Origin of the sequence: Arthrobacter sp. KN11-1C (genome assembly GCF_052180225.1) — a bacterium.
Classification (GTDB): domain Bacteria; phylum Actinomycetota; class Actinomycetes; order Actinomycetales; family Micrococcaceae; genus Arthrobacter.
In genome coordinates this window covers 1028191-1054641 of the sequence record NZ_CP197467.1, presented here as the reverse complement: position 1 = coordinate 1054641, position 26451 = coordinate 1028191, and the positions used below count along the sequence as shown (strand labels likewise).

At 62.5% G+C, this 26451-nt stretch carries 32 protein-coding genes; 6 read left to right on the top strand and 26 right to left on the bottom strand.

The genetic code is table 11. The annotated features are described in order from the left end of the window. The first annotated feature begins 43 nt into the window (after positions 1-43). The 5 genes from ACSBOX_RS04980 to ACSBOX_RS04960 all read left to right on the top strand — a co-directional run bounded on the left by ACSBOX_RS04980 (position 44) and on the right by ACSBOX_RS04960 (position 5807). Positions 44-742, top strand: a complete 699-nt coding sequence (locus ACSBOX_RS04980) for a FadR/GntR family transcriptional regulator (RefSeq protein WP_442545056.1) — start codon at positions 44-46, stop codon at positions 740-742. 34 nt (positions 743-776) lie between these two features. Then, entirely contained in the window at positions 777-2237 is a 1461-nt protein-coding gene (locus ACSBOX_RS04975; protein ID WP_442545055.1) for a chlorohydrolase family protein, read from the top strand. Between the two features lie 244 nt (positions 2238-2481). Next, positions 2482-3432, top strand: a complete 951-nt coding sequence (locus ACSBOX_RS04970; protein WP_442545054.1) for a carbohydrate ABC transporter permease — start codon at positions 2482-2484, stop codon at positions 3430-3432. Continuing rightward, positions 3429-4367: a carbohydrate ABC transporter permease gene (locus tag ACSBOX_RS04965; RefSeq protein ID WP_442545053.1), complete on the top strand. Its 939-nt coding sequence runs from the start codon at positions 3429-3431 to the stop codon at positions 4365-4367. The genes ACSBOX_RS04970 and ACSBOX_RS04965 overlap by 4 nt, the downstream gene beginning before the upstream one ends. Before the next feature lie 93 nt (positions 4368-4460). Next, entirely contained in the window at positions 4461-5807 is a 1347-nt protein-coding gene (locus tag ACSBOX_RS04960; RefSeq protein ID WP_442545052.1) for an ABC transporter substrate-binding protein, read from the top strand. Between the two features lie 157 nt (positions 5808-5964). Here the strand turns inward: ACSBOX_RS04960 and map are convergent, their stop codons facing one another. The 23 genes from map to rpsJ all read right to left on the bottom strand — a co-directional run bounded on the left by map (position 5965) and on the right by rpsJ (position 18897). Beyond that, the gene (map, locus tag ACSBOX_RS04955; RefSeq protein WP_442545051.1) at positions 5965-6792 is read right to left on the bottom strand and encodes a type I methionyl aminopeptidase; all 828 of its coding nucleotides are present in this window, start codon (positions 6790-6792) and stop codon (positions 5965-5967) included. A 221-nt stretch (positions 6793-7013) separates the two neighbouring features. Further along, positions 7014-7583 carry an adenylate kinase gene (locus ACSBOX_RS04950; RefSeq protein ID WP_264637975.1) on the bottom strand — a complete coding sequence of 190 codons (570 nt, stop codon included), beginning with the start codon at positions 7581-7583 and terminating at the stop codon, positions 7014-7016. 5 nt (positions 7584-7588) lie between these two features. Then, on the bottom strand, positions 7589-8899 hold the full coding sequence (gene secY, locus ACSBOX_RS04945; RefSeq protein ID WP_078108097.1) for a preprotein translocase subunit SecY: 1311 nt from the start codon (positions 8897-8899) through the stop codon (positions 7589-7591). Positions 8900-9086: 187 nt separating this feature from the next. Continuing rightward, positions 9087-9569 (bottom strand): 50S ribosomal protein L15, encoded by a 483-nt coding sequence (gene rplO / locus ACSBOX_RS04940; protein WP_078108096.1) that lies wholly within the window; start codon positions 9567-9569, stop codon positions 9087-9089. Then, positions 9569-9775: a 50S ribosomal protein L30 gene (rpmD, locus tag ACSBOX_RS04935; protein ID WP_078108095.1), complete on the bottom strand. Its 207-nt coding sequence runs from the start codon at positions 9773-9775 to the stop codon at positions 9569-9571. The genes rplO and rpmD overlap by 1 nt, the downstream gene beginning before the upstream one ends. Positions 9776-9777: 2 nt before the next feature. Continuing rightward, complete coding sequence (gene rpsE / locus ACSBOX_RS04930) at positions 9778-10449, bottom strand: 30S ribosomal protein S5 (RefSeq protein ID WP_171983517.1); 672 nt, start codon at positions 10447-10449, stop codon at positions 9778-9780. 29 nt (positions 10450-10478) lie between these two features. After that, a complete protein-coding gene (gene rplR, locus ACSBOX_RS04925; RefSeq protein WP_059387369.1) occupies positions 10479-10862 on the bottom strand; it encodes a 50S ribosomal protein L18 in 384 nt (127 codons plus the stop codon). Between the two features lie 3 nt (positions 10863-10865). Next, positions 10866-11402 carry a 50S ribosomal protein L6 gene (gene rplF, locus ACSBOX_RS04920; protein ID WP_442545050.1) on the bottom strand — a complete coding sequence of 179 codons (537 nt, stop codon included), beginning with the start codon at positions 11400-11402 and terminating at the stop codon, positions 10866-10868. Positions 11403-11420: 18 nt separating this feature from the next. Next, complete coding sequence (rpsH, locus tag ACSBOX_RS04915) at positions 11421-11819, bottom strand: 30S ribosomal protein S8 (RefSeq protein WP_028265096.1); 399 nt, start codon at positions 11817-11819, stop codon at positions 11421-11423. 77 nt (positions 11820-11896) lie between these two features. Further along, entirely contained in the window at positions 11897-12475 is a 579-nt protein-coding gene (rplE, locus tag ACSBOX_RS04910; RefSeq protein WP_059387367.1) for a 50S ribosomal protein L5, read from the bottom strand. Next, the gene (rplX, locus tag ACSBOX_RS04905) at positions 12475-12834 is read right to left on the bottom strand and encodes a 50S ribosomal protein L24 (RefSeq protein WP_078108092.1); all 360 of its coding nucleotides are present in this window, start codon (positions 12832-12834) and stop codon (positions 12475-12477) included. The genes rplE and rplX overlap by 1 nt, the downstream gene beginning before the upstream one ends. 3 nt (positions 12835-12837) lie before the next feature. After that, the gene (gene rplN, locus ACSBOX_RS04900; protein WP_003803789.1) at positions 12838-13206 is read right to left on the bottom strand and encodes a 50S ribosomal protein L14; all 369 of its coding nucleotides are present in this window, start codon (positions 13204-13206) and stop codon (positions 12838-12840) included. A gap of 347 nt (positions 13207-13553) precedes the next feature. Next, complete coding sequence (gene rpsQ, locus ACSBOX_RS04895) at positions 13554-13853, bottom strand: 30S ribosomal protein S17 (RefSeq protein WP_059387365.1); 300 nt, start codon at positions 13851-13853, stop codon at positions 13554-13556. Continuing rightward, positions 13850-14173, bottom strand: coding sequence for a 50S ribosomal protein L29 (gene rpmC / locus ACSBOX_RS04890; RefSeq protein ID WP_269995957.1), 324 nt, complete (start codon positions 14171-14173; stop codon positions 13850-13852). The genes rpsQ and rpmC overlap by 4 nt, the downstream gene beginning before the upstream one ends. Positions 14174-14175: 2 nt before the next feature. Then, complete coding sequence (gene rplP / locus ACSBOX_RS04885; RefSeq protein ID WP_234749058.1) at positions 14176-14592, bottom strand: 50S ribosomal protein L16; 417 nt, start codon at positions 14590-14592, stop codon at positions 14176-14178. Beyond that, entirely contained in the window at positions 14593-15429 is an 837-nt protein-coding gene (rpsC, locus tag ACSBOX_RS04880) for a 30S ribosomal protein S3 (RefSeq protein ID WP_028265102.1), read from the bottom strand. Continuing rightward, the gene (gene rplV / locus ACSBOX_RS04875) at positions 15430-15795 is read right to left on the bottom strand and encodes a 50S ribosomal protein L22 (RefSeq protein ID WP_028265103.1); all 366 of its coding nucleotides are present in this window, start codon (positions 15793-15795) and stop codon (positions 15430-15432) included. A 37-nt stretch (positions 15796-15832) separates the two neighbouring features. After that, complete coding sequence (rpsS, locus tag ACSBOX_RS04870) at positions 15833-16114, bottom strand: 30S ribosomal protein S19 (protein WP_018773666.1); 282 nt, start codon at positions 16112-16114, stop codon at positions 15833-15835. Between the two features lie 12 nt (positions 16115-16126). Then, a complete protein-coding gene (rplB, locus tag ACSBOX_RS04865; RefSeq protein WP_028265104.1) occupies positions 16127-16966 on the bottom strand; it encodes a 50S ribosomal protein L2 in 840 nt (279 codons plus the stop codon). Positions 16967-16995: 29 nt separating this feature from the next. Further along, positions 16996-17301 (bottom strand): 50S ribosomal protein L23, encoded by a 306-nt coding sequence (gene rplW / locus ACSBOX_RS04860; protein WP_059387362.1) that lies wholly within the window; start codon positions 17299-17301, stop codon positions 16996-16998. Next, positions 17298-17915, bottom strand: a complete 618-nt coding sequence (gene rplD, locus ACSBOX_RS04855) for a 50S ribosomal protein L4 (protein WP_284980817.1) — start codon at positions 17913-17915, stop codon at positions 17298-17300. Before rplD ends, rplW begins: the two co-directional genes overlap by 4 nt. A 4-nt stretch (positions 17916-17919) precedes the next feature. Then, entirely contained in the window at positions 17920-18570 is a 651-nt protein-coding gene (gene rplC, locus ACSBOX_RS04850) for a 50S ribosomal protein L3 (protein WP_078108091.1), read from the bottom strand. An 18-nt stretch (positions 18571-18588) separates the two neighbouring features. Continuing rightward, complete coding sequence (rpsJ, locus tag ACSBOX_RS04845) at positions 18589-18897, bottom strand: 30S ribosomal protein S10 (protein ID WP_003803825.1); 309 nt, start codon at positions 18895-18897, stop codon at positions 18589-18591. Positions 18898-19286: 389 nt separating this feature from the next. Between rpsJ and ACSBOX_RS04840 the strand changes: the two genes are divergently transcribed. Next, positions 19287-20714, top strand: a complete 1428-nt coding sequence (locus ACSBOX_RS04840) for a GH1 family beta-glucosidase (protein WP_442545049.1) — start codon at positions 19287-19289, stop codon at positions 20712-20714. 32 nt (positions 20715-20746) lie between these two features. On the opposite strand, the gene ACSBOX_RS04835 is transcribed toward ACSBOX_RS04840, so the two are convergent. From ACSBOX_RS04835 to tuf, 3 genes are all read right to left on the bottom strand, one after another. Then, a complete protein-coding gene (locus ACSBOX_RS04835; protein WP_442545048.1) occupies positions 20747-20872 on the bottom strand; it encodes a hypothetical protein in 126 nt (41 codons plus the stop codon). Positions 20873-20900: 28 nt separating this feature from the next. Then, a complete protein-coding gene (locus ACSBOX_RS04830) occupies positions 20901-25004 on the bottom strand; it encodes a hypothetical protein (protein ID WP_442545047.1) in 4104 nt (1367 codons plus the stop codon). Between the two features lie 179 nt (positions 25005-25183). Next, on the bottom strand, positions 25184-26374 hold the full coding sequence (gene tuf, locus ACSBOX_RS04825; protein WP_028265109.1) for an elongation factor Tu: 1191 nt from the start codon (positions 26372-26374) through the stop codon (positions 25184-25186). Positions 26375-26451 lie beyond the last annotated feature (77 nt).

Below are 26451 nucleotides of genomic sequence, written 5' to 3'. Positions count from 1 at the left end.
CGGAAGTGGATCCGCGAACAGCATGCCTAGCAAGGAGGGCACCATGACGGTGAATGGCCGGCGCAGCGTCGTCGACGATGCGATCGACGACATCCGCCTGCGGATCCGGGAGGGCGAATGGGGCCTCGGGGACCGTATTCCGCCCGAGCCGGAGCTTGGAAGAGCCTTGGGGCTCAGCCGCGCACCCCTCCGGGAAGCCCTCCGCGCCTTGGTACACGCAGGTCTTCTCGTGACACGGCAAGGCGACGGCACCTTCGTCGCGGCCGTGGACGAGCAAGAAGTCGCCTTGCGCAAAGGCCTTCAGGGTGCGGACAGGCTCGAAGCCATCGAAGTCCGCCGCAGCCTCGACATCCCGGCCGCCGCCCTCGCAGCGCAGCGCCGTGACCAAGAGGACCTGGACAAGCTCCAGGACGCGCTCGATCGACGCCGCGCCGCGGCGGATGCCCACGACGGCGACGGCTTCCGGCAAGCGGACATCGACTTCCACCGGGCCGTGGTGGGCGCCGCGCACAACCAGCTCCTGGCCGGCATTTACGGTTCCCTCGCGGAGAGCATCGACGGTTCGTGGACCTCGCCCGAGGGCCTGAACCGTGCCGCCCACGCCGAGCACGACAGCCATGACGAGCTTTTTGACGCGATCCGCGACCGTTCCGCACAGGACGCCATGCTGGTGGCTGGAGCGATCCTGGACAACCAGGCTTCGGATTTGGAGGGCAAGCCCCTGGGCTCCACCGGCTCCTAGGATCTCCGAACCCACAACACCCTCAAGGAGAGCCGTGATTACGCGCATCAAGGCCGCCTTCATCATTGGCTATGCCGACGGCGACCACTGCATCCTGCCCGAGGCTGAGCTGGTCCACGAAGACGGGGCCATTGTCTTCGTGGGCCGGGACTACCCCGGAGTAGTGGACATCGATATCGACGCCGGGCAGGCAATCGTCTCCCCCGGATTCATCGACCTGAACGCCTTGGCAGACATCGACCACGCCCTTTTCGATTCGTGGCCGGACCCCGATCGGCGTCTGGGCCTCGTCTGGTCCGAGTCCTATCTGCGGAACCACGGAGCCGTGTTCACCCGCGAGCAGTCAAGGTTCCGACGCGAGTTTGCCCTGTCGCAATTGGTCCGCAACGGCATCACCACGCTCATGCCCATCGCGTCCGAGAGCTACCACGAATGGTGCGAGGACTACGAGGACCTCGCCGACACCGCGGCCGCCGTGGAGGCCCTCGGCGTCCGGGCCTACCTGGGGCCGAGCTACCGCGCTGCAGTCCCCTACACGGACGGCAAGCGGGTGATGCTCCACGAAGACGAACGGCACGGCCTCGACGGCCTGGAGGAAGCCGTTCGCTTCGCCCAGGACTACCAGGGCCGGGCCGAAGGGCTGATCCGGACGGCGCTGCTGCCCGCCCGGATCGAAACGCAGACCGAACAGACCCTCCGCCTCACCCGGCAAGCCGCGGATGAGCTCAAGGTCCCCGTGCGCCTGCATGCCGCCCAGGGGCTCTTCGAAGTGGAGACGATGATAGCCCGCACGGGACGGCGTCCACTCCCCTACCTGGCGGATCTCGGTTTCCTCGCTGAACGCACCTACATCCCTCATGCGTGGACCATCCCCGGGCATCCGCACATGCCCGCCGCCGCCGGCACCGGGGACGATCTGGCGCTGCTTGCCGGGTCCGGAACATCGGTCCTGCTCTGCCCCATCCCGATGGCCCACTACGGCGGGATGCTCGACAACTATGACTCTTACCGTGAGCGCGGGGTCCGGATCGTACTGGGCACGGATTCTGCCCCACCCAACATGATCCGCGCCATGGACCTGGCAATGGGAATGACCAAGACCCTCACCGGGGACCGCTCAAGCGCCCAAGCTGCCGATCTGTTTCGCTCAGCCACCCTGGATCCTGCCGAATCCCTCGGCCGTTCCGACCTGGGCCGTTTGGAACCCGGAGCGCAGGCAGACTACTTCGTCCTGGACTTGAGCGGCAGTCACATCGGACCGCACGCCGACCCCATCCGCACCCTGATCATGAACGCGGATGGACGTGACATCACGCGGGTAGTGGTGGCCGGCCGGACCGTTGTGGACCAGGGAGAAATCGTCACCGTGGACACGAGCGACTACCGGGAACGTGCCCAGGAATTCCTGAACCATTACATTGGGTCGCTGACCTCCTCGGACTACGCCCGCCGCCCCCTCAACGAGCTCCTTCCGCCCAGCTTTCCCCTGCGCTGAATCAAATCAGCACGCCGGGCGTCCGTCCGGGCAAGCGGTAGCCGTGCCTCGAATGTAAACACGGCCCCAGCCGTCACGAAACATCGAGTAAACGAGCGCAAAAGCCTTGTCCAACAATCCGGCGAACTGCCCTTTTTGTGACTTGACACTGGTTCCCGTGTGGTGAGGTAAATCTAGCCGCCCCCTTGACCCACCAGTCCGAGTCCGGCGCGCCCCGATATCTGCGAACCGTTAGAGACCTCCCATGACAAGACAGCTGACTAGCAGCCCCGCGGCCACCGCGCAGGCTGTCCCGGCCCCTCAGCGCCGGGGACGTTGGTCCGGCCGAACCCGACGCGACTTCTTCGTGTTCCTGGCACTGGCCCTGCCGAACCTGGCGCTGATCGCGGTGTTCACGTATCTGCCCCTGATCAACAACATGTACTACTCGACCCTCGACTGGACCTTGGGCTCCACCTCAGCCACGGTTGTGGGCCTTGATAACTACGTCGCCTTCTTCACCAGCTCCGACGCTCCGCAAGTACTTGGCACCACCCTCGTGTTCACCGTGGTCACCGTCGGCGGCTCAATGGTGCTGGGCCTCTTGGTGGCCCTCGCCTTGAACGCGAAGGTGCGCGGCACCACGTTTGCCCGTTCTGCGGTCTTCGCCCCCTACGTCCTCAGCGGCGTGGGTGTCGGCCTCGTGTGGCTGTTCATCTTCGACCCCGGATACGGCGTGCTGTCGTGGCTGCTCCGCGGCATCGGCCAGCAAAGCCCGCAGTGGATCAACGATCCGCAGCTTTCCCTCGTGATGGTCATCATCGTCTACGTGTGGAAGAACCTCGGCTATTGCGCGGTCGTGTACCTGGCCGGGCTCCAGTCGCTCCCGAAGGACGTCATGGAGGCAGCATCCCTGGATGGAGCCAACGGCTTCCGCCGCTTCATGAGCATTTCCGTTCCGCTGCTCTCGCCCACCACGTTCTTCCTCCTGATCACCACGATGATCAGCTCGCTTCAGGCCTTTGACCTGATCCGGATCATGACACCGCTGGGCAACGGCACCAGCACGCTGATCTATGAGGCCTACCTGCAGGCCTTCGGCGCCTACAACCGCGCCGGCTACTCCGCTGCCATCTCGGTGGTGCTCTTCGCCATCCTGCTCATCATCACCGTGCTCCAGTTGCGGTTCGTCGAACGGAAGGTGCACTACTCATGAGCACGCTCTCTCCCGTCAGCCCCAACCCCGCAAGCGGCGTCGGGACCCTTAACACTCCCGACGCCGGTCCGGAACTCCCAGCGCGGCGCGACAAGCCCTTCTCCCGCGCGAACCTCGTCCAGACGCTGGCCGGCGGCTACATCCCGCTGATCGTGGCCACCCTGGTGGTTGTCCTGCCGCTGTTGTGGATGGTGTTGAGTTCCTTCAAGCAGCCGGGCGAAATCGTGACCACTGATCTCAAGATCCTGCCGCAGGGCCTGAACCTCGATAATTACCACACGGCCATGACCACGGTGCCGTTCGCGCGGTTCTTCCTGAACAGCCTGATCGTCACCACGGTCGGCTCCACCGTCAAGGTGATCCTAGCGATCCTGACGGCCTACGCCCTGGTTTTTGTCCGCTTCCCGTTCAAGAACGTCATCTTCGTCGTGATCCTCGTGGCCTTGATGGTGCCGCCGCAGGTGTCGATCCTTCCCAACTACATTTTGATCGCGGGAATCGGCGGGAAGAACACCCTGTGGGGGATCATTCTTCCGGGCCTCGGCACGGCCTTCGGAACTTTCCTGCTTCGCCAGCACTTCAAGACGCTTCCGGGCTCCATCCTCGAAGCCGCGGAAATCGACGGCGCCGGCCATTGGCGCAGGCTGTGGCAAGTTGTCGTTCCCGTCTCGCTACCGTCCATCGCCACCGTTGCCCTCGTCACCGTGGTCAGCGAATGGAACGACTACATCTGGCCCCTGATCATCACGGACCGGCCGGAAACCATGACCCTCCCGGTCGGCCTGACACTGCTTCAGAACTCTGAGGGAAACGGCGCAGGCTGGGGAATCCTGATGGCCGGAGCCGTCCTGGTGATCATCCCCATCCTCCTGGTCTTCGCAGCGTTGCAACGCTACATCGTTGCCGGGCTCACCCAGGGCAGCGTCACAGGCTAGCAACACCGCACCATCCAGCGCGGCCTTCCCCACACCCCGGCCGCACCGTCCAAACACAACCTCACCACCTTTGCATCCTTGAGAGGACCAACCATGGCAATGAACCTTGACCGTAGAAACTTCCTGGGGCTCGCCGGACTGGGAGTCGGCGCCGCCGCCCTGGCAGCATGCGGCGGTCCGTCGACGAGCGGCAGCGCAGCGAGCAGCAGCCCTTCGGACATCGACTTCACCGGCGTCAAGCCGGCCGGTTCGTTCGACTTCTGGACCAGCCACCCCGGGCAGTCCCAGGCCGTCGAGCAATCGATCATCGACAAGTTCCAGGCCAAGTTCCCGGACATCAAAGTGAACCTCGTGACGGCAGGCGCCAACTACGAGGAAATCGCCCAGAAGTTCCAGACCTCCCAGGCCGCGAAGTCGGCCCTCCCCGGCCTCGTAGTGCTCTCCGACGTCTGGTGGTTCCGCTACTACACCAACGGCAACATCATCCCGTTGGACGGACTCATCAAGCAGCTGGACGTCAAGATTGACGACTTCCAGAAGTCCCTCGTGGCGGACTACCAATACGCCAACAAGCAGTGGGCGCTCCCCTACGGCCGTTCCACCCCGCTCTTCTACTACAACAAGGACCACTTCAAGGCCGCCGGCCTTCCGGACCGCGCTCCCAAGACATGGCAGGAGTTCGCCGACTGGGCCCCGAAGCTCCAGGCCAGCTCGGGCGCGAAATACGCCTACATCTACCCGGCCCTTGCCGGGTACGCCGGCTGGACCCTGCAGAACAACCTGTGGGGCTGGGGCGGCAGCTGGTCCAACGGCTGGACCTTCAACTGCGATTCCACCGAATCCGTCGCGGCGCTGCAGTGGGCCCAGGACTCCATCTACAAGGACAAGTGGGCCGGGGTCTCCTCCAAGAACGCCGCGGACGACTTCGCCGCAGGCATCACGTCCACCACGATCTCCTCCACCGGAGACTTGCTGGGCGTGCTGAAGTCCGCCAAGTTCAACGTCGGCGTCGGCTTCATGCCGGGCGGACCCAAGGCCGCGACCAACGTCTGCCCCACCGGCGGCGCGGGGCTCGGGATCCCCAGCGGTGTCAGCAAGGAAGTCCAGCTCGCTGCTGCCACCTTCCTGAAATTCATGACCGAACCGGAGAACACCGCGGCATTCTCCGCCGCGACCGGATACATGCCGACGCGCGTCTCCGCGGACATGACGGCAGTCCTCGCCAAGACCCCCCAGATCAAGACGGCCATGGACCAGCTCGCTGTGACCAAGGTGCAGGACAACGCCCGCGTATTCCTGCCCGGCGCCGACCAGGAGATGGCCAAGGCTGCCGCGAAGATCCTCACCCAGCAAGGTGATGTCAAGGCCACCATGACGGACCTCAAGGCAACCCTCGATGGCATCTACACCAAGGACGTGAAGCCCAAGCTCAAGAGCTAGGGCCTTAAACGCCAAGCGCAGCCCAACTAGTCCCCACCGCCACCCTCGCCTCGCAAGCTCGGCCAGGGAACCCGGGCGGCGTGGGCCCACGCATTAGATGTCGTTTTGAGAGCTCAGAACGACATCTAATGCGAGGTAGTTGGGCAGTTGCGTTTAATCAGGGAATCGGAACGGGCACGACGCCGAGCGGCGCCAGCTGCTCTGCACCGCCGTCGGGCGCGGAAAGCACCCAGATGCCCTTTTCGTGGACGGCAACCGAGTGCTCCCACTGGCACGAACGCTTGCCGTCGGTGGTCACCACGGTCCAGTCGTCGTCGAGGGTTGCGGTTTCGATACTGCCGCGGACCAGCATGGGTTCAATCGCAAGGCACAGTCCCGGCCTGATCTTCGGACCACGGTGCGTGGTGCGGTAGTTCAACACGTCTGGAGCCATGTGCATCTCGGAACCGATGCCGTGGCCTACGTAGTCTTCCAGGATGCCGAGCGGCTTTCCCGGCACGGAGGAGACGTAGTCATCCACGGCGTTGCCGATGTCGCCGACGAACTTGCCCTTCGCCAAAGCAGCGATTCCACGCCACATGGCGGCCTGCGTGACATCCGAGAGGCGCTGGTCTTCAGGATCCGCCGCACCGACTATCACGGTGCGCGCCGAGTCGGAGTGCCAACCGTCCACTATTGCGCCGCCATCAATCGAAATGATGTCCCCGTCCTGGAGGACGCGGTCACCGGGGATGCCGTGGACTACCTCCTCGTTGACAGAGGTGCAGATGGTGGCCGGGAAGCCGTGGTAACCGAGGAAATTCGACTTCGCTCCAGCGTCGATGAGGACCGCCGCAAACACGGCGTCGATCTCACGAGTGGTCACCCCTGGTTTCGCAGCTTCAACGGCCGCGTCGAGCGCTCTGCTGAGGACCAATCCGGCCTCCTGCATCTTGCGCATTTGCTCATTGGTCTTGTATTCGATGCGGGGCTGGCCGAACGCCATGGTCTCCTCTTGTCGTGTGCTGCGTGTAGCGGGCTGCAGAAGCAGATCATCCTCTGATCCCCTATTTTCCCGCATCCGCGCCCGTGCCGGAAACCGGAGCCGCAAACGCGCCGGGAGCCTCCCGCTGCGCGGTCCCGGAGGAGTGCAGAAAAGGGCGTGTCCAGCGTCCGGAGTATTTCACTCCAGCGCGGGACACGCCCTTTTCACGGGTCATGCGGCAGCTAAACTGCCTTGGCAGCCTCGATGGCCAGCAACACACGGTCCGTGACCTCGTCGATGCCGCCAATGCCATCGACTCGGGTCAGGATGCCGCGTTCGGCATACTTGGCCACGACGGCCTCAGTCTGCTCGTGGTAAAGGTCCAGACGGTGGCGGATGACACCTTCGTTGTCGTCCGAGCGCCCGGTCTCCTTGGCGCGGCCCAGCAGGCGTGAAACAAGTTCCTCGTCGTCGGCCGTCAGCTGAAGCACGACGTCGAGCTTCTCTTCGGTGTCGGCGAGGATCTGGTCCAGGTATTCCACCTGGGCGGTGGTGCGCGGGTATCCGTCGAGCAGGAAGCCGTTCTCGACGTCGCTCTCGCTCAGACGGTCGCGGACCATCTTGTTGGTGACGCTGTCCGGAACGAAATCGCCGGCGTCCATGTACTTCTTGGCTTCGATACCCAGCGGGGTTTCGCCCTTGACGTTTGCACGGAAGATGTCGCCGGTGGAAATGGCGACTACGCCCAAGCGCCCGGAAATCCGCTCGGCCTGGGTTCCCTTGCCCGAACCCGGGGGTCCAATGATCAGCATTCTCGTCATCGCAAAAGCCCTTCGTAGTGACGTTGTTGTAGCTGCGCATCAATCTGCTTGACGGTTTCCAAGCCCACACCAACCATGATCAGAATTGACGTGCCACCGAACGGGAAGTTCTGGTTGGCGCTGATCAGGACAAGTGCGACCAGCGGAATCAACGCCACGAAGCCCAGGTAGAAGGCTCCGGGGAGGGTGATCCTGGAAAGCACGTACTGCAGGTAGTCCGCGGTCGGTTTACCCGCCCGGATGCCCGGAATGAACCCGCCGTACTTCTTCATGTTGTCCGAGACCTCTTCAGGGTTGAAGGTGATCGCGACGTAGAAGTAGGTGAAGAACACAATCATGACGAAATACAGCGCCATGTAGATGGGGTGGTCGCCCTTGGTGAGGTTGTTGTTGATCCACTCAACCCACGGGGCGATGGACTCCCCGGCCTTCGGCTGGTTGAACTGCGCAATCAGCCCCGGCAGGTAGAGCATGGAGGAAGCGAAGATGACGGGCACGACGCCGGCCATGTTCACCTTGACGGGGATGTAGGTGCTTGTCCCGCCCACAGTGCGCCGGCCGATCATACGCTTCGCGTACTGGACCGGAATGCGCCGCTGTGACTGCTCCACGAAGACCACGAGGGCCACGGTCACGAGACCGATCGCCAACACCGTGAAGAAGGTGCCCGGTCCCTTGGAATTCCAGATGGCGCCAAGGGAGGTCGGGAAACCGGCTGCGATGGACGTGAAGATGAGCAGGGACATGCCGTTGCCCACGCCCTTCTCGGTGACGAGTTCGCCCATCCACATGATGAGTCCCGTACCAGCCGTCAACGTGATGACCACAAGAATCGTGGCAATGATGCTCGTGTCCGGGATGATCGGGAGCTGGCAGTTGGGCAGCAGCTGCCCGGAGCGAGCCAGCGATACCAAAGTGGTGGCGTTCAGCAGGCCCAGCGCAATGGTCAGATAACGCGTGTACTGCGTCAGCTTCGACTGGCCCGAGGCACCTTCGTCATACAGCTGCTGGAACCGCGGAATGACCACGCGGAGCAGCTGCACGATGATGCTGGCCGTGATGTACGGCATGATCCCCAGGGCAAAGATCGAAACCTGCAGCAGTGCACCACCGCTGAACAGGTTGACGAGCTGGTAGAGGCCGCCCTGGTCCTGATTGCTTGACAAACATTGCTGAACATTTTGGTAGCTCACACCAGGCGAGGGGATAAAAGCTCCCAAGCGGAAGATTGTGATGATTCCCAGCGTGAACAACAACTTGCGTCGCAGATCAGGCGTCCGAAATGCCCGGCCGAATGCGCTTAGCAAGCGTCCTCCTGAGTTAAAAGTCCAAGGGTGTCGAAAGGGGTCATTGAAACCCAACACCCGAGTCTAACGGTTTGATGCGCGATGCGAACAATCGAGGGGTGCGCGCCATACGAAAAAACTCCCGGCGCGAGGGGCCGAAGCCCTCCACACCGGGAGTCTTTCACAGCGGGCGATAGCCCCAGAGCCCTTAGAGGGCAGTGGTGGTTCCGCCTGCTGCTGCGATCTTCTCAGCAGCGCTGGAGGAGAAAGCGTGGGCGGTGACGTCAACCTTGACGGTGATGTCGCCGGTGCCCAGCACCTTGACGGGCTGGTTCTTGCGAACCGCACCCTTCTCAACCAGTGCCTCGACGGTGACAGCGCCACCTTCCGGGAACAGCTCGTTGAGCTTGTCCAGGTTTACAACCTGGAACTCAACCCGGAACGGGTTCTTGAAGCCGCGAAGCTTCGGCAGGCGCATGTGCAGCGGCAGCTGGCCGCCGGCAAAGCCAGCCTTGACCTGGTAGCGGGCCTTCGTACCCTTGGTACCGCGACCGGCGGTCTTACCCTTGGAGCCTTCACCACGACCAACACGGGTCTTGGCAGTCTTGGCACCGGGGGCGGGACGCAGGTGGTGGACCTTCAGAGTGTTCTGCTTGTCGGCAGCCTCTGCGGCAGTCTTGTTCTCAGCCATTACTTCGCCTCCTCTACATTCACGAGGTGCGGAACCGTGTTGAGCATTCCGACAGTCACGGCGTCAGCGCTACGGACAACGGTGTGTCCGATGCGCTTGAGGCCGAGGGACCGCAGGGTTTCACGCTGGTTCTGCTTGGCGCCGATGACGCCCTTGATCTGGGTGATCTCCAACTGAGCGTCGGAGGGAGTCAGGTTCTTAGCCATGACTAGACACCTGCCTTCTGGTTCTGGAGTGCGCGCACCAGAGCAGCAGGAGCAACCTCGTCCAGCGGCAGGCCACGGCGGGCTGCCACGGAAGCGGGCTCTTCCAGTCGCTTCAGGGCGTCAACAGTCGCGTGAACGATGTTGATGGCGTTCGAGGAACCGAGCGACTTGGAGAGAACGTCGTGGATACCGACGCATTCCAGTACCGCGCGGACCGGACCACCAGCGATAACACCGGTACCCGGGGAAGCCGGACGCAGCATGACAACGCCTGCTGCGGCCTCACCCTGCACGCGGTGCGGGATGGTGTTGCCAACGCGGGGAACGCGGAAGAAGGACTTCTTGGCCTCTTCAACGCCCTTCGCGATAGCTGCCGGAACTTCCTTCGCCTTGCCGTAGCCAACGCCAACCAGGCCGTTGCCGTCACCGACGACGACGAGTGCGGTGAAGCTGAAGCGACGACCACCCTTGACGACCTTGGCAACACGGTTGATGGTTACAACGCGCTCTACGAACTGGCTCTTCTCGGCCTCGCGACCGCCGTCGCGGCCACCACGGCCACCACGGTCGCCGCGGCCCTGGCCACGGTCACCACGCTCGCCACGACGGCCGCCGCGGCGGTCGTCGGTGGCAGCAGCAGTCTCAGTTGCCTCAGCAGCTGCAGCTTCAGTCACCTGAATGTCCTTTTCGTTATTCTCAACGGTCACAGTGCCAGCCCACCTTCACGTGCGCCGTCAGCGACGGCGGCGATCCGGCCGTGGTACTTGTTACCACCGCGGTCGAAGACAACAGCTTCGATGCCTGCAGCCTTGGCACGACCGGCAACGAGCTCGCCGACGCGCTTGGCCTTGGCAGTCTTGTCGCCGTCGAATGCACGAAGGTCAGCTTCCAAAGTGGAAGCGTAAGCCACGGTTACACCCTTGCTGTCATCGACAACCTGGACGAAGATGTGGCGTGCGGAGCGGTTGACGACCAGACGAGGACGAACAGCCGTGCCGGTGATGCGCTTGCGGATACGAAGCTGGCGACGGCTGCGTGCAGCAGACTTGCTCTTGTTCGTACGCTTCTTGTTAATTGCGATGGCCATGGTTTACTTACCAGCCTTTCCGACCTTGCGGCGGATAACTTCGCCGGCGTAACGGACACCCTTGCCCTTGTAGGGGTCGGGCTTGCGCAGCTTGCGAATGTTGGCAGCAACCTCGCCGACCTGCTGCTTGGAGATACCAGCGACGGAGAGCTTGGTCGGCCCCTCCACCGTGAAGGTGATGCCCTCGGGAGCGGCGACATTCACCGGGTGGCTGAAGCCGAGAGCGAACTCAAGGTCAGAACCCTTGGCCTGAACGCGGTAACCGGTACCAACGATTTCAAGCTTCTTTTCGTAGCCCTTGGTGACGCCCTCGATCATGTTGGCGATCAGGGTGCGGGTCAGGCCGTGCAAGGAACGCGAAGCGCGCTCGTCGTTCGGGCGGGTGACAGTCAAGGTGCTTTCGTCCAGGGTGACCTCGATCGGGCTGGCTACAGTGTGGCTCAGCTCGCCTTTGGTGCCCTTGACGTTGATGACAGAGCCATCAACCTTAACTTCAACGCCGGCAGGAACGGTGATGGGGAGACGTCCAATACGTGACATTATTCTCTTCCTTTCCCGTTACCAGACGTACGCGAGGACTTCGCCGCCCACGCCCTTCTTGCCGGCCTGCTTGTCAGTCAGGAGGCCGGAAGAGGTGGACAGGATTGCGATACCCAGGCCACCCAGCACGTGAGGCAGGTTGGTGGACTTCGCGTAAACGCGGAGACCAGGCTTGGAAATGCGGCGGACACCAGCAATCGAACGCTCGCGGTTCGGACCGAACTTGAGGTCGATGGTCAGCTTCTTGCCGACTTCGGCTTCCTCTTCCTTCCAAGCAGCGATGTAGCCTTCTGCCTTCAGGATGTCGGCAACGCGTGCCTTGAGCTTGCTGTACGGCATGCTCACGGTGTCGTGGTATGCCGAGTTGGCGTTGCGCAGACGCGTAAGCATGTCTGCGACAGGATCTGTCATAGTCATTGTGGGCTCTTGCCCTTCCTCGTAATGGTTTCCGCGTTGGCTACAAAGCAGCCGCGGCCGGACCTACTACGTAGTTATTAGTCTTCGGATTTGAACGGGAAGCCAAGTGCCTTGAGCAGCGCACGGCCTTCGTCATCGGTCTTTGCAGTGGTGACAACCGTGATGTCCATACCGCGAACGCGGTCGATGGAGTCCTGGTCGATTTCGTGGAACATAACCTGCTCGGTCAGACCGAAGGTGTAGTTGCCGTTGCCGTCGAACTGCTTGCCGTTGAGGCCGCGGAAGTCGCGGATACGGGGCAGGGCGAGGGTCACGAGGCGGTCCACGAATTCCCACATACGGTCCCCACGCAGAGTTGCGTGTGCACCGATGGGCATGCCTTCGCGCAGCTTGAACTGTGCGATCGACTTGCGGGCCTTGGTTACCTGCGGCTTCTGGCCGGTGATCAGGGTGAGGTCGCGGACAGCGCCGTCGATCAGCTTGGAGTCCTTGGCGGCATCTCCAACACCCATGTTCACAACAACCTTCACCAGGCGGGGAACCTGGTTCACGTTCTCGTACTTGAATTCCTCAACCAGGGTCTGCTTGATGGAATCGGCGTACTTCGTCTTCAGACGCGGAACGATCTTCGCTGGAGTCTCGAGAGTCTCAGTCATTAGATGTCCTTCCCGGATGCCTTGGACACGCGGACACGGACGGTCTTGGAGACGCCGTCCTTCTCAACGGTCTCGAGACGGAAACCAACGCGGGTCGGCTTCTTGGTCGAGGGGTCAACAAGAGCAACGTTGGAGACGTGGATCGGGGCCTCAACGACCTCGATGCCACCGGTCTTGGTGCCGCGCTGCGACTGACCGACCTTGGTGTGCTTGGTGACTCGGTTGATGCCTTCTACGAGGAGGCGGTTGGCCTCCGGGTAGACGCGCAAGACCTTGCCCTGCTTGCCGCGGTCGCCGCCGCGCTCCTGCTTGGCTCCGGTGATGACCTGAACGAGGTCACCCTTCTTGATTTTAGCCATGGACTAAAGCACCTCCGGGGCCAGGGAGACGATCTTCATGAACTTCTTGTCACGGAGTTCACGACCAACCGGGCCGAAGATACGGGTACCGCGGGGGTCGCCGTCGTTCTTCAGAATCACAGCTGCGTTCTCGTCAAACTTGATGTAGGAACCATCCGCACGGCGGCGTTCCTTCTTGGTACGAACGATGACAGCCTTGACGACGTCACCCTTCTTTACGTTGCCGCCCGGGATAGCGTCCTTGACGGTTGCGACAATGACGTCGCCAATGCCTGCGTAGCGACGGCCGGATCCACCGAGAACGCGAATGGTAAGGATTTCCTTAGCACCCGTGTTGTCGGCGACCTTCAGTCGCGACTCCTGCTGAATCAATTTTTACTCCTTGCGTCGCGCCGGTTCTCAGACCGAAATGGAGCATACGGAATGAGCCTTGCGGAACGGTTGATCGGGGTGTCTCTTGACCTGCCTGGATTTTGCCAGAGCAGGCCTAAACTCCCGTGCCGCCAGCATCAGCTTCCCTTGCGGAAATAACTGCGCGGGGCAGTATGCCGCGGCACGATTGTTTACGAGGTGGTTGTTGACACACAACTGGCGCCATACAAACTCAATATCCTAGCACGTTTTATGCTAAGGACCGAAACGCGGAAAGGCCCGCATTCCTTCCGGAATACGGGCCTTCCACCAATCCATATCGCTGCCGGACAAAGCCCGGCGCGGGATTACTTAGCCTTTTCGAGGATCTCGACCAGGCGCCACCGCTTTGTAGCGGACAGCGGGCGGGTCTCAGAGATCAGAACGAGGTCGCCGATGCCGGCGGTGTTCTGCTCGTCGTGAGCCTTGATCTTCGAGGTGCGGCGAATGACCTTGCCGTACAGAGCGTGCTTCACGCGGTCTTCGACCTGAACAACGATGGTCTTTTCCATCTTGTCAGAGACAACGTAGCCGCGACGCGTCTTACGGTAACCGCGCTGTTCAGCGCTGGCTGCTGCTTCCGTCACAGTTTCCTTCTGTTCGCTCACTTGGCGTCCTCTCCAGCCTCGGCTTCGGCCTTTTCAGCCTTGGCTTCTGCCTTCTTGGACTTCTTTTCTTCCTTGGCTTCCACAACCGGTGCGGCAACCTCGGCACGAATGCCCAGCTCGCGCTCACGGAGAACGGTGTAGATGCGTGCGATGTCCTTCTTTACCGCGCGCAGACGACCGTGGTTCTCCAGCTGACCGGTGGCGGACTGGAAACGCAGGTTGAACAGCTCTTCCTTGGCCTTGCGGAGTTCTTCAACGAGTCGCTCGTTGTCGAAACCGTCCAGCTGTGCGGATGCAAGTTCCTTGGATCCTACTGCCATTTCTATTCACCACCTTCGCGACGCAGAATGCGTGCCTTCAACGGGAGCTTGTGGATTGCCAGGCGCAGTGCCTCGCGAGCAACCGATTCTTCGACGCCGGCGATCTCAAAGAGAACCCGGCCCGGCTTGACGTTTGCGACCCACCATTCCGGAGAACCCTTACCGGAACCCATGCGGGTTTCGGCCGGCTTCTTCGTCAGCGGACGGTCCGGATAAATGTTGATCCAGACCTTGCCGCCACGCTTGATGTGGCGGGTCATCGCGATACGGGCAGACTCGATCTGACGGTTTGTCACGTAGGCCGGGCTCAGGGCCTGGATGCCGTACTCACCGAAAGTGACCTTGGTGCCGCCCGTTGCAGCGCCGGAACGACCCGGGTGGTGCTGCTTACGGTGCTTGACTCGACGTGGGATAAGCATTTAAGCCTGTCCTCCTTCTGCCGCGGGAGCAGCAGCTTCAGCTGCCGGAGCCTCTGCAGCAACAGGTGCTGCGTCGGCTGCCGGACGGTCGGTACGACGACGGCGGTCACCACGGTCGGCGCCACCCGGGCGGCCCGGGCGGTCGCTCGGACCACGGCCGCGGGACGGAGCAGCAGCTGCCTGCTGAGCCAGTTCCTTGGCAGTGACGTCGCCCTTGTAGATCCAGACCTTCACGCCGATGCGGCCGAAGGTGGTCTTGGCTTCGTAGAAGCCGTAGTCGATGTTCGCACGCAGGGTGTGCAGGGGCACACGGCCTTCGCGGTAGAACTCCGAGCGGGACATTTCTGCGCCACCCAGTCGACCGGAGCAAGCAATACGGATGCCCTTGGCACCCGCACGCTGTGCGGACTGCATGGCCTTCTTCATCGCACGGCGGAAAGCCACGCGGGAAGTCAGCTGCTCAGCAACGCCCTGGGCAACAAGCTGTGCTTCCATCTCGGGGTTCTTGACCTCGAGGATGTTCAGCTGGACCTGCTTGCCGGTGAGCTTTTCGAGCTCGCCGCGAATGCGGTCCGCCTCTGCGCCGCGGCGGCCGATGACGATGCCCGGGCGAGCCGTGTGGATGTCCACGCGGACACGGTCACGGGTGCGCTCGATTTCGACCTTGGCGATGCCAGCGCGCTCCATGCCCGTGGACATGAGCTGGCGGATGCGGATGTCTTCGCGAACGAAGTCCTTGTACCGCTGGCCAGCCTTGGTGCTGTCAGCAAACCAGTGCGATACGTGATCGGTGGTGATGCCGAGTCGGAACCCGTGCGGGTTTACTTTCTGTCCCACTTAGCGAGCCTCCTCTTTCTCCGGGGTAGCGACTACCACGGTGATGTGGCTCGTGCGCTTCTTGATCTGAAATGCGCGACCCTGAGCACGCGGCTGGAACCGCTTCATGGTCGGGCCTTCATCAACAAACGCTTCGCTGATGTAGAGGTCTCCTTCGTCAAAGGCAACGCCGTCGCGGTCCGCGAGGACCCGTGCGTTTGCCATTGCCGACTGAACTACCTTGAATACCGGCTCCGAAGCTGCCTGTTCGGCGAACTTCAGAATTGCCAGAGCCTCATTCGCTTGCTTACCACGAACAAGGTTGACGACGCGCCGGGCCTTCATAGGCGTTACGCGGATGTGACGCGCAATAGCCTTGGCTTCCATTGCTTTCCTTCTCTCGTCTTAGCCGTAGAGCCAGCGCCTAGCGGCGCTTGCCCTTACGGTCGTCCTTGACATGGCCGCGGAATGTCCGCGTTGGAGCGAATTCGCCGAGCTTGTGCCCGACCATCGACTCAGTGACAAACACCGGAATGTGCTTGCGTCCATCGTGAACGGCAATCGTGTGACCCAGCATGTCCGGGACGATCATCGAACGGCGGGACCAGGTCTTGATGACGTTCTTGGTGCCCTTTTCGTTTTCCCTGGCGACCTTCACAAAGAGGTGCTGGTCTACGAAAGGACCTTTTTTCAGGCTGCGTGGCATGTGTCCAGGCTCCTATCGCTTGTTCTTGCCAGTACGGCGGCGACGAACAATAAGCTTGTCGCTCTCTTTGTTGGGGCGGCGGGTGCGGCCTTCACGCTTACCGTTCGGGTTGACCGGGTGACGTCCACCGGAAGTCTTACCTTCACCACCACCGTGCGGGTGATCGACCGGGTTCATAGCGACACCACGGACGGTCGGGCGAACGCCCTTCCAGCGCATACGGCCGGCCTTGCCCCAGTTGATGTTCGACTGCTCGGCGTTGCCGACCTCGCCGACGGTTGCGCGGCAGCGCACGTCAACGTTGCGGATTTCACCGGAGGGCAGACGCAGCTGGGCGAAACGGCCTTCCTTGGCGACGAGCTGAACCGAAGCACCTGCGGAACGGGCCATCTTGGCGCCGCCACCCGGACGCAGTTCAACTGCGTGGATAGTGGTACCAACCGGGATGTTGCGCAGCGGCAGGTTGTTGCCCGGCTTGATGTCAGCGTCGGGGCCAGCCTCGACGAAGTCACCCTGGGACAGCTTGTTCGGGGCGATGATGTAACGCTTGGTGCCATCAACGTAGTGCAGGAGGGCGATGCGAGCCGTGCGGTTCGGATCGTACTCGATTTCGGCAACGCGGGCGTTGACGCCGTCCTTGTCGTGACGACGGAAGTCGATCAGACGGTACTGGCGCTTGTGGCCACCACCCTTGTGACGGGTAGTGATCTTACCGGTGTTGTTACGGCCGCCAGTCTTGTGCAGCGGACGCAGCAACGACTTTTCCGGAGTCGATCGCGTGATTTCGGAGAAGTCGGCTACGCTCGAGCCGCGACGGCCCGGGGTAGTCGGCTTGTATTTACGGATTCCCATAATTCATTTCCTCGTTAAAGTGGTCTCCGCTACGCGAGCGGACCGCCGAAGATGTCGATTGTGCCTTCTTTGAGGGTGACAATTGCACGCTTGGTGCTCTTGCGCTGTCCCCAGCCGAATTTGGTCCGCTTGCGCTTACCGGCACGGTTGATAGTGTTGATCGATTCGACCTTGACGGAGAAAATCTTCTCCACGGCCAGCTTGATCTCGGTCTTGTTCGAGCGGGGGTCCACCAGGAAGGTGTACTTGCCCTCGTCGATCAGGCCGTAGCTTTTTTCCGAAACGACGGGTGCAATGACGACGTCGCGCGGGTCTTTGATGGTGGCTGCACTCACTTGGCATCCTCCTCGTTCTTTGCCTTGTCAGCGATGAAAGCCTCGAACGCAGCCTTGGTGAAGACAACGTCGTCGGAAACCAGCACGTCGTAGGTGTTCAGCTGGTCTGCGTACAGAACGTGAACATCTGCGAGGTTGCGCACGGACAGTGCGGCAACGTCGTTGGCGCGCTCGATAACAACGAGCAGGTTCCGACGCTCGGAGACTGCACGCAACGCGGCCAGTGCTTCCTTGGAGGACGGCTTGGGGCCGGCGACCAGTTCAGCAACGACGTGGATGCGGCCGTTACGGGCACGGTCGGACAGGGCGCCACGCAGTGCGGCAGCCTTCATCTTCTTGGGGGTCCGCTGGCTGTAGTCACGCGGTGTCGGGCCGTGGACAACGCCACCACCGGTCATGTGAGGAGCACGGATGGAACCCTGACGGGCGCGGCCGGTGCCCTTCTGCTTGAACGGCTTGCGGCCTGCACCGGAAACTTCGGCGCGGGTCTTGGTCTTGTGGGTACCCTGGCGAGCAGCAGCGAGCTGTGCGACGACGACCTGGTGCAGCAGCGGCACGTTGGTCTGGACGTCGAAGATCTCTGCAGGCAGGTCTACCTTGACAGTGCTAGTCATCTAACTAGGCTCCCTTCACGGCGGTGCGTACGAGGACGACCTGGCCGCGGGCGCCGGGGACGGCACCCTTGATAAGGAGCAGCGACTTCTCGGCGTCAACAGCGTGAACCGTGAGGTTCAGCGTGGTGTGACGTTCTGCGCCCATGCGACCGGCCATTTTCAGACCCTTGAAGACGCGGCTCGGGGTGGATGCGCCACCGATGGAACCGGGCTTGCGGTGGTTCTTGTGCGCACCGTGGGAGGCTCCAACACCGTGGAAGCCGTGACGCTTCATAACACCGGCGAAGCCCTTACCCTTGCTGGTGCCGACGACGTCGATCTTCTGACCGGCTTCGAAGAGCTCAACAGAAAGCTCCTGGCCCAGTTCGTAAGACGCGGCGTCTGCAGTGCGCAGTTCGACGACGTGGCGGCGAGGAGTTACGCCAGCCTTTTCAAAGTGACCAGCCAGCGGCTTGGTGACCTTGCGGGGATCGATCTGGCCGTAGCCGATCTGAACGGCGACATAGCCATCAGTGTCTGCGTTGCGCAGCTGGGTGATGACGTTGGAGTCAGCCTGGACGACAGTTACCGGGATGAGCTTGTTGTTCTCGTCCCAGACCTGGGTCATGCCGAGCTTCGTGCCCAGCAGGCCCTTTACATTACGGGTTGCGGTCATAGTTTTCTCAGCACCTCCCTACAGCTTGATTTCGATGTTCACGTCGGCCGGCAGGTCGAGACGCATAAGCGAGTCAACAGCCTTCGGCGTGGGGTCGATGATGTCGATCAGACGCTTGTGAGTACGCATTTCAAAGTGCTCGCGGCTGTCCTTGTACTTGTGGGGAGAGCGGATAACGCAGTACACGTTCTTCTCCGTCGGCAGCGGCACGGGGCCTACTACCGTTGCGCCTGCGCGCGTGACCGTCTCAACGATCTTCCGCGCTGAAACATCAATGACCTCGTGGTCATATGACTTCAGCCGGATGCGGATTTTTTGTCCCGCCATGTCGCCTGACTCTCTTTCAGTCTGTGCTGCCCTCGAATAAAGGCTGCCCTGTTCACTTACGTGTTGCATGTGGCTGCCGAAGCATTTGAAGCAGTGCTACCACCCGCCGCACAAGCTGAATCCGGAGGGATCCGGGTTCCTCAACTTGCCGGTGTAACCGACCCCCGCGGTCGGGCGTGTCGCGCATTCCACGCAAAATCGTCCGAATTCCTTTGGGGATCTGGGTTATGTTTGGGCTTCAGCTTGGACCCTGACACCCGGCATTATCCGGATCGGGACACGAAGAAGCGCTTGAACAACTCACCTAGTATGCCGGAATTCCGCGGCATAAGCCAATTGGGCCCCTGCGGAGCATTGCCATCGGCTCCCGCGCTCGGGATGATGGGGTCATGACTGTCCAGGATTCTGCCACTGTGGGGGATCTTGCAGGCCGCATCCGGCCGGACTTCATCCTGGGCGTCGCCGCTGCCGCCTTCCAGATCGAGGGCTCGCTCACAGCGGACGGACGCGGACCGTCAAGTTGGGACGCCTTCGCCGAGAAGCCCGGCGCGATCGTCGACGGTCATTCTCCCGCCGTCGCTTGCGACCATTACAACCGGACCGACGAAGACATTGCCCTCATGCAGGCCCTGGGCGTGGATTCCTACCGCTTCTCCCTTTCCTGGCCACGGATCCAACCCGGCGGCAAGGGACCCATCAACCAACAGGGCCTGGACTTCTACGACCGCCTGATCGACAAGCTCCTGAAGGCCGGGATCTCCCCCATGGTGACACTGTTCCATTGGGACACTCCCCTGCCGCTGGAGCACGACGGCGGCTGGCTGAACCGGACGACGGCGGAACGGTTCGCCGAATACTCTGCTGCGGCGGCGCACCGCTTCGGTGACCGCGTGGCGCAATGGGTCACCTTGAACGAACCTGTCTCGGTGGCGTTGCAAGGGTATGCGCTGGGCGTCCACGCTCCCGGCAGGCGGCTGCTCTTCGATGCGTTGCCGGCTGCCCACCACCAGTTGCTCGGACACGGCCTCGCCGTCCAGGCCCTGCGCGCCGCCAGCGTGGCCGGAACTGTCGGCGTCGCCAATGTCCACTCTCCGGTCCGGCCAGCAAGCAAGCGGTTTGCGGACGGTCTCATGGCCAAGGCCTTCGACCTCATCTTCAACCGGGTGTATGCCGATCCCATCCTCCTGGGGCACTATCCGAAGCCGCCGCTCCAAGTGAGGCCCTGGTTCCGGGCCCTGGGCAAGGTCCGGGACGAGGATCTCAAGACCATCCATCAGCCGCTGGATTTCTACGGTTTGAACTATTACTACCCCGTCAAGGTAGCCTCAGGACGCGGCGACGGAAGCGCACACTGGAACACCCCGGAGATGATGGCCAAGCTGCCGTTCCATCTGGCGGCGTTTCCCGAATACGAGACGACAGGATTCGGTTGGCCTGTTGCTCCCGAACACCTCGGAATCCTGCTGCGGGAGCTGAAGGACCGCTACGGGGCAGCCTTGCCTCCCCTGTTCATCACGGAGAGCGGCGCGAGCTTCCCGGAACCGGACCACACCCCGGGCCCGGTGCACGACGCCGATCGCATCAGCTACCTTGCTTCGCACCTTGGCCAGGCAGTGAGGGCCACGGCCCCCGGCGGGATCGCCCACGACGTCGAACTTCTGGGCTACTACGTCTGGACACTGCTGGACAACTTCGAATGGGCTGCCGGATATTCGCAGCGATTCGGGCTGGTGCACGTGGACTTCGATACCCTCGAAAGAACCCCCAAGGACTCGTACTACTGGTATCAGTCCTTGAGCAAGGCGCGACGGAGCTGATTCAAGTCCCTTTGTGGACCGAACGTGTTAAATCAGTCTTTCCTGTTCGCCCGATTGATGCGCTTGGCGCGATCGATCTCGCGGCGGAAGTATTTCCTTCCCCACAGGATCCCGGATACCACGACAACCGCCAAGACGAGAAAAATCAACGTTCCCATTCCGCGTTCCTCCTTTGAGGCAACGCTATCAGGGTGCGGTCCTGTTGAGACGCCAGACGGCGAGGGCAATCAATGCCAAGGCGATCACCGCGAGCATCGCGAAGGCGTACGAACGAAGGGCCCACATCACACTCAGCGCGACGCCGGCGGCACCCCACCACACGAACATCCGCTCGGCGAGGAGCAGCCCGGCAAGAAGTATCACCGCATGCCCGATGAGGACCCATAGTTGCTGTGGCACCGTACCCGGAAAGTCGCTGCCCGGGACTACCGAGAGAAGGCCGCCGAGGGACAGCAAGCCTGAGGCGAGCCCGAACCTGATGCGCCCCTCCAGTTTGTTCCCGACGTAATAGCGCACCCCTGCCAAAACGGCGCCAAGGACCGCAAACCACTGCACCACCCAAAAGAACTCGGGCCTGGCCCCATGGACGAAAAGAAGCGCCCGCTGGGCAGCCGCAAGCACGAACACCGCGCCCAGCTCTGCGACGGCGAACCTGATGGCCCTGGGTGCTTCGAGGTAAGCCACAGCCAGGGCAGCGCCGAGCAGGCCGGTTCCGGCGAGGGCCGTGTCATCATGCGATAGACCTGCGGCTGCGGACAGGGCGAATCCCCCTCCGGCCACGATCGCAAGCGACCACCGGCGTACGGGCCGGGACTGTATGCCCGGAATCCCGGCCCACCGAGCCGCGTAGAGCACAGCCGCCGATCCTGCGCAGCCCACGAGCCACGGAAGGAAGTCCTCCCATTGAGCCCCGGCCAGGCCTGGTGCCCCACCGAGGACCGAATCGGCCAAGACAGTCGCACCGACCAGGCTCGCGGCGGAGGCAAGCGGGTAGAAGCCGGGCATTCCCTCGACGTGGGAGGCCACGAAGCACACTAGTGCCAATACCAATCCCGCCATTCCCATGGCGGTGTCGGACACGTCGGCTGACAGCACGCCTCCGGCACCTGCGAAAGCCAGCGCCGCCGCCAGCCAGAACCAGCGTTCGGGCATGCCGCCTCCCGGGCGGACCAGCAGCCGTACGCCAGTCACCAGGAGTGACATTGCGAGCAGCACCAAGGGCACCACCGACTCTCCGAGCAGCGGCTCGGCGAGCCACGTCCCGGATGGGAAGAGCACCTCCGGTCCGGCTGACACCACCACGGCAATCGACGCCGGAATGGCCAGATATTCCGCACCGCGGGCGGTGAAGATCCGGTTCGCGACGAAAGCGGAAACAATCAAGACAGCCAGCTCGAGCAGCAGGACCCAGCGGCCGCCGTCGTGGGCTTCCGGCTGAACCACAGACAAAAGGCACGTTGCCGGCAGCAAGGCCTGCGCGCCGAGGGTCACCCAGACTGCCGCCTGTTGGAAGGGAATCTGCCGCAAGTGGTTCCGCATGAGCCAGCGGACGATGTGCTGCAGCACGAGGACACCTGCGAAAGTCAGCGACACAACTGTGACGGAGGCCGAGACGTCATGCGCAAAGACTGCGGCAGCGGCGGCCGTGAGAATCCTGGCGGCGATGAAGTAGATGCCCTTAGCCGTGCGCCCGGGAGCCGCGGCCACCATGACGGCGCTGAACACGGCGAAGATGGCAAGCAACGCCTCGACCTCGTGAATGTGCCCACCGCGAAGCACCAGCAGGAGCACCAACGTCGACGGCGCGAAGACTGCGGAGGCGCCCTCCCCGCGCAGCATGAACCCGGCCGTCACCGCCGAGGCCGCCATGATGATTGAGGTCGCCACCGCCTGCCAGCTTCCGGCCGGGGAGCTGTCGAAGTAGCTCCCGGAAATGCTCACGACGGCGGCAGCGCCTGCCATGAACGGCAGCACCACGGCCGCGTCCAGTGTCGCGAGGCCCCGGTCAGGGCCGCGGACCGCTTCCACAAGCGGCGGGAGCAGTTGAAGGGCCAACGCGACGAAAACGACGGTGCCAAGCTGAAGCTCCTCCCCCGCCAGAACCAGTCGGCCGCCGTCCCGCAGCAACTGAAGAAAGCCTGTGCCTGCGAGCAAGGTGGCAAGCACACGGACGGCCCACCAATAGCTGCGGCGGTGCAGGGTACGCGGAAGGCGGAGCGCCTGGACGCTGAAGTACAGCACCCCAACGAGCAACACCGTGTTTCCCAACGCCACGGACACTGCGCCGAAGGACAACGCCCCCGCCCAGGCAATGGCTGCCGGCGCAATTGACTCAGCCACTCTCCTGCGCCCACGGGGGAGGTTCGAAGCTTTCGGGAACAGCATCCAGCCGAGCAACGCAACACCGAGGACATGAACGACGATGGCCGCGCTGGCCAGGGGCTGACCAGTCGTTTGCTCCAGCAAAAGAAGCAAAGCAATCGCTGCCATGCCCGTTCCGGCGAAGGCTGCGAGGCAAGCGCCCGGCGCGAACGTCGTGACACCCGATCGGATCAGCACAGCTTCCAGCAGCAACTGGAACGTCACCGCGACAAGGAACGCCAGCACGACGGCGGCATGACGGTCGGCATTCTCCGGGGCTACCCCCGCGGTCACTGCCGGAACGCAGAGGGTGAGCGCAATGCGCCCCGCCAACACAAAGGGCCTGCGTTTGGGCTCCCCTGGCTTCCTTGCCCGCAGCAGCCAGAACGCGCCGACGATAGCCAGCAGCGCCGCCGTCGACCAACCGCCCAGCTCATCGACGAACGGGGCTGCGCCTGTCATCGCGGCGACGGGGAGCCACTCGGCTTGGCCTCCCAGTTTCCACGCCAGGACCAGGCTGCACAGAAGGGTCGCAAACAACGGGGTCCCCACGGGGATCTCCGAATGCCGCACCAGGATGGCGAACGCCGCCATGAATGCGGCCACCAGTTGGAGTCCAAAGCACACCACGGCATCAATCCAACAGCGACGGATCGCCTGCGCTGTGCCCGGCCCCGGGAACCAACGGGCGAGCCTGCTGCTGTCGAATGCCGACCACAGCGACTGCAGTGCAAGGAGAACGACGGCGGCCATCAGCACTTCAGGCAGCCGAAGCCCGGCGTCAGAAAGGAACACGAGGAAGGCCACGGTGAATGAGAGCCTCGCGGCATAGAACTGTTGAAGCCGGAACGAACCCCGGGGATGGGCCGCCATCACGGCGAAATACAGGCCACACGCCATCATGATGACCGCGTACCCGCCCTTGCCCAGATGCTGGGGAACGAAAGTGGCTGCGAGTGCAACGAACGGCACGACATAGGGGTGGAGGGACATCAAAGGCCGGACGTAGACCGGCGGCAGCCAGCGAGGTTTGCGCACGGCGATCAGGGTCAGGAGCACGGCGAATCCGATCAGGCAAGCGAAGTACCAAACGAGCGCACCGCCCAGCATGGACACGCCGGACCACGCGGCGGAGACAACGAAGCTCAGGGACAGGAAGGCGAGGACCCTGTTGTCGAGCCGCACGGCGGCGACTACATAGGCCACGGTCCCGACGACGGACGTAACTAGCCAGGCAGCCGGGCCGTTATGCAAAGCGAAGTTGTACATCGCCAGACCAGGCACCGGGATCAACGCAAGGCCCGTTCCCGCGAAGGCGATCGCGGCGGGCCTAAGCCTGGGAGCCCTCGCGCGGAGGATGAAACCCGCCGCATAGAAGGCAGCCGTGATGGTCCAGACGCCGGCAAAACGGAGGACGGACGGAAGGCTGGTGCCGATGAACAGGGCCGAAGCCGCGACCAGAAGGAGGCTCGCCACGTACAGCGTGACGTTGATGTTCTGCCGGTCCCGCTTCTGTTTCCGCGCCGTTTGCTCCGCACGCAGGGCCTCCGGCGAGATCTGTGCAGGCTGCGGGATCTGAGCCCCCGGCGGGATCCGGGCCTCTAGCGGGATCTGCGCAGTCTGCCAATGACTGGGGAGTGGCACGGGCTCAACGGGGACGGGTGCGAACGTTTGTCTTTCCTCCCGACGCGGCGGGAGGAAGTCCCGTACCTCCGCAGGAGCACCTGCGCGGCGGGCCTCGGCGTCGCGCCACCCCGCCAGGTGCCCGGCGAGATAGCCGGCGCGATACTGCCCGGCGGAATCGCCAACCACCCGCTGGGCAGCCCCTTCCGCAAGCGATCGCCCTTTCGATTTCCCTACGGAGTAGGACACCAATGCGGTGACGAAGACGGCAAGCAGTACGAGGATGGTGCCAAAGAAGCCAGACATTCCTGCTCTCCTGTCCAGGGGCGACGAAGCCGCACGGCTGTGGATCCGCAATCCGCCATTAATCCATTCGATAGATAAACGATAGCAAAGAAGAACCCCGCCACGATAGTGACGGGGTTCTTCTTTGCTTTGCTACCGGACGCCGGGCGCCCGGTGCTCCACCGATCTACAAGTAGAAACTACTTGAGGATCTTGGTGACACGTCCCGAACCAACGGTGCGGCCACCTTCACGGATTGCGAAGCCGAGGCCCTCTTCCATAGCGATCGGCTGGATGAGCTCAACGGTCATCTCAGTGTTGTCGCCAGGCATAACCATTTCCGTGCCTTCCGGCAGGGTGATAACGCCGGTTACGTCCGTGGTACGGAAGTAGAACTGCGGGCGGTAGTTCGAGTAGAACGGGTTGTGACGTCCGCCTTCGTCCTTGGAAAGGATGTAGACGTTAGCCTCGAAGTCGGTGTGCGGGGTGATGGAACCCGGCTTGACGACAACCTGGCCACGCTCGACGTCGTCGCGCTTCAGACCGCGGAGCAGGAGGCCACAGTTCTCGCCGGCCCATGCTTCGTCGAGCTGCTTGTGGAACATCTCGATACCGGTAACGGTGGTCTTCTGGACCGGACGGATACCAACGATTTCAACTTCAGAGTTGATCGCGAGGGTACCGCGCTCGGCGCGACCCGTAACAACGGTGCCACGACCGGTGATCGTGAAGACGTCTTCGATCGGCATCAGGAACGGCTTGTCGCGGTCACGAACGGGGTCCGGAACCGAGTTGTCGACAGCTTCCATGAGGTCCTCGACGGACTTGACCCAAACCGGGTCGCCTTCGAGTGCCTTGAGGCCGGAAACACGCACAACCGGAGCGTCGTCGCCGTCGAAGCCCTGAGCGCTGAGCAGCTCACGAACTTCCATTTCAACGAGGTCGAGAAGCTCTTCGTCGTCAACCATGTCGGACTTGTTCAGCGCGACCAGCAGGTAGGGAACACCAACCTGGCGGGCGAGCAGAACGTGCTCGCGGGTCTGAGCCATCGGGCCGTCAGTGGCGGCAACCACGAGGATCGCACCGTCCATCTGGGCAGCACCGGTGATCATGTTCTTGATGTAGTCAGCGTGACCCGGAGCGTCTACGTGTGCGTAGTGGCGCTTCTCGGTCTGGTACTCAACGTGGGAGATGTTGATGGTAATACCACGCTGGCGCTCTTCCGGAGCAGAGTCAATCGACGCGAAGTCGCGCTGCTCGTTGAGAGTGGGGTACTTGTCGTACAGCACCTTGGAAATGGCGGCAGTCAGCGTCGTCTTACCGTGGTCAACGTGACCAATGGTGCCGATGTTGACGTGCGGCTTAGTCCGCTCGAACTTTGCCTTTGCCACAGGTTCCTCCTAGAACGATTTCAAGTGAGTTGCTTCTCGGCCGCGCTTTTCGCGGCAGAAACTCCAGCAAGTCTACT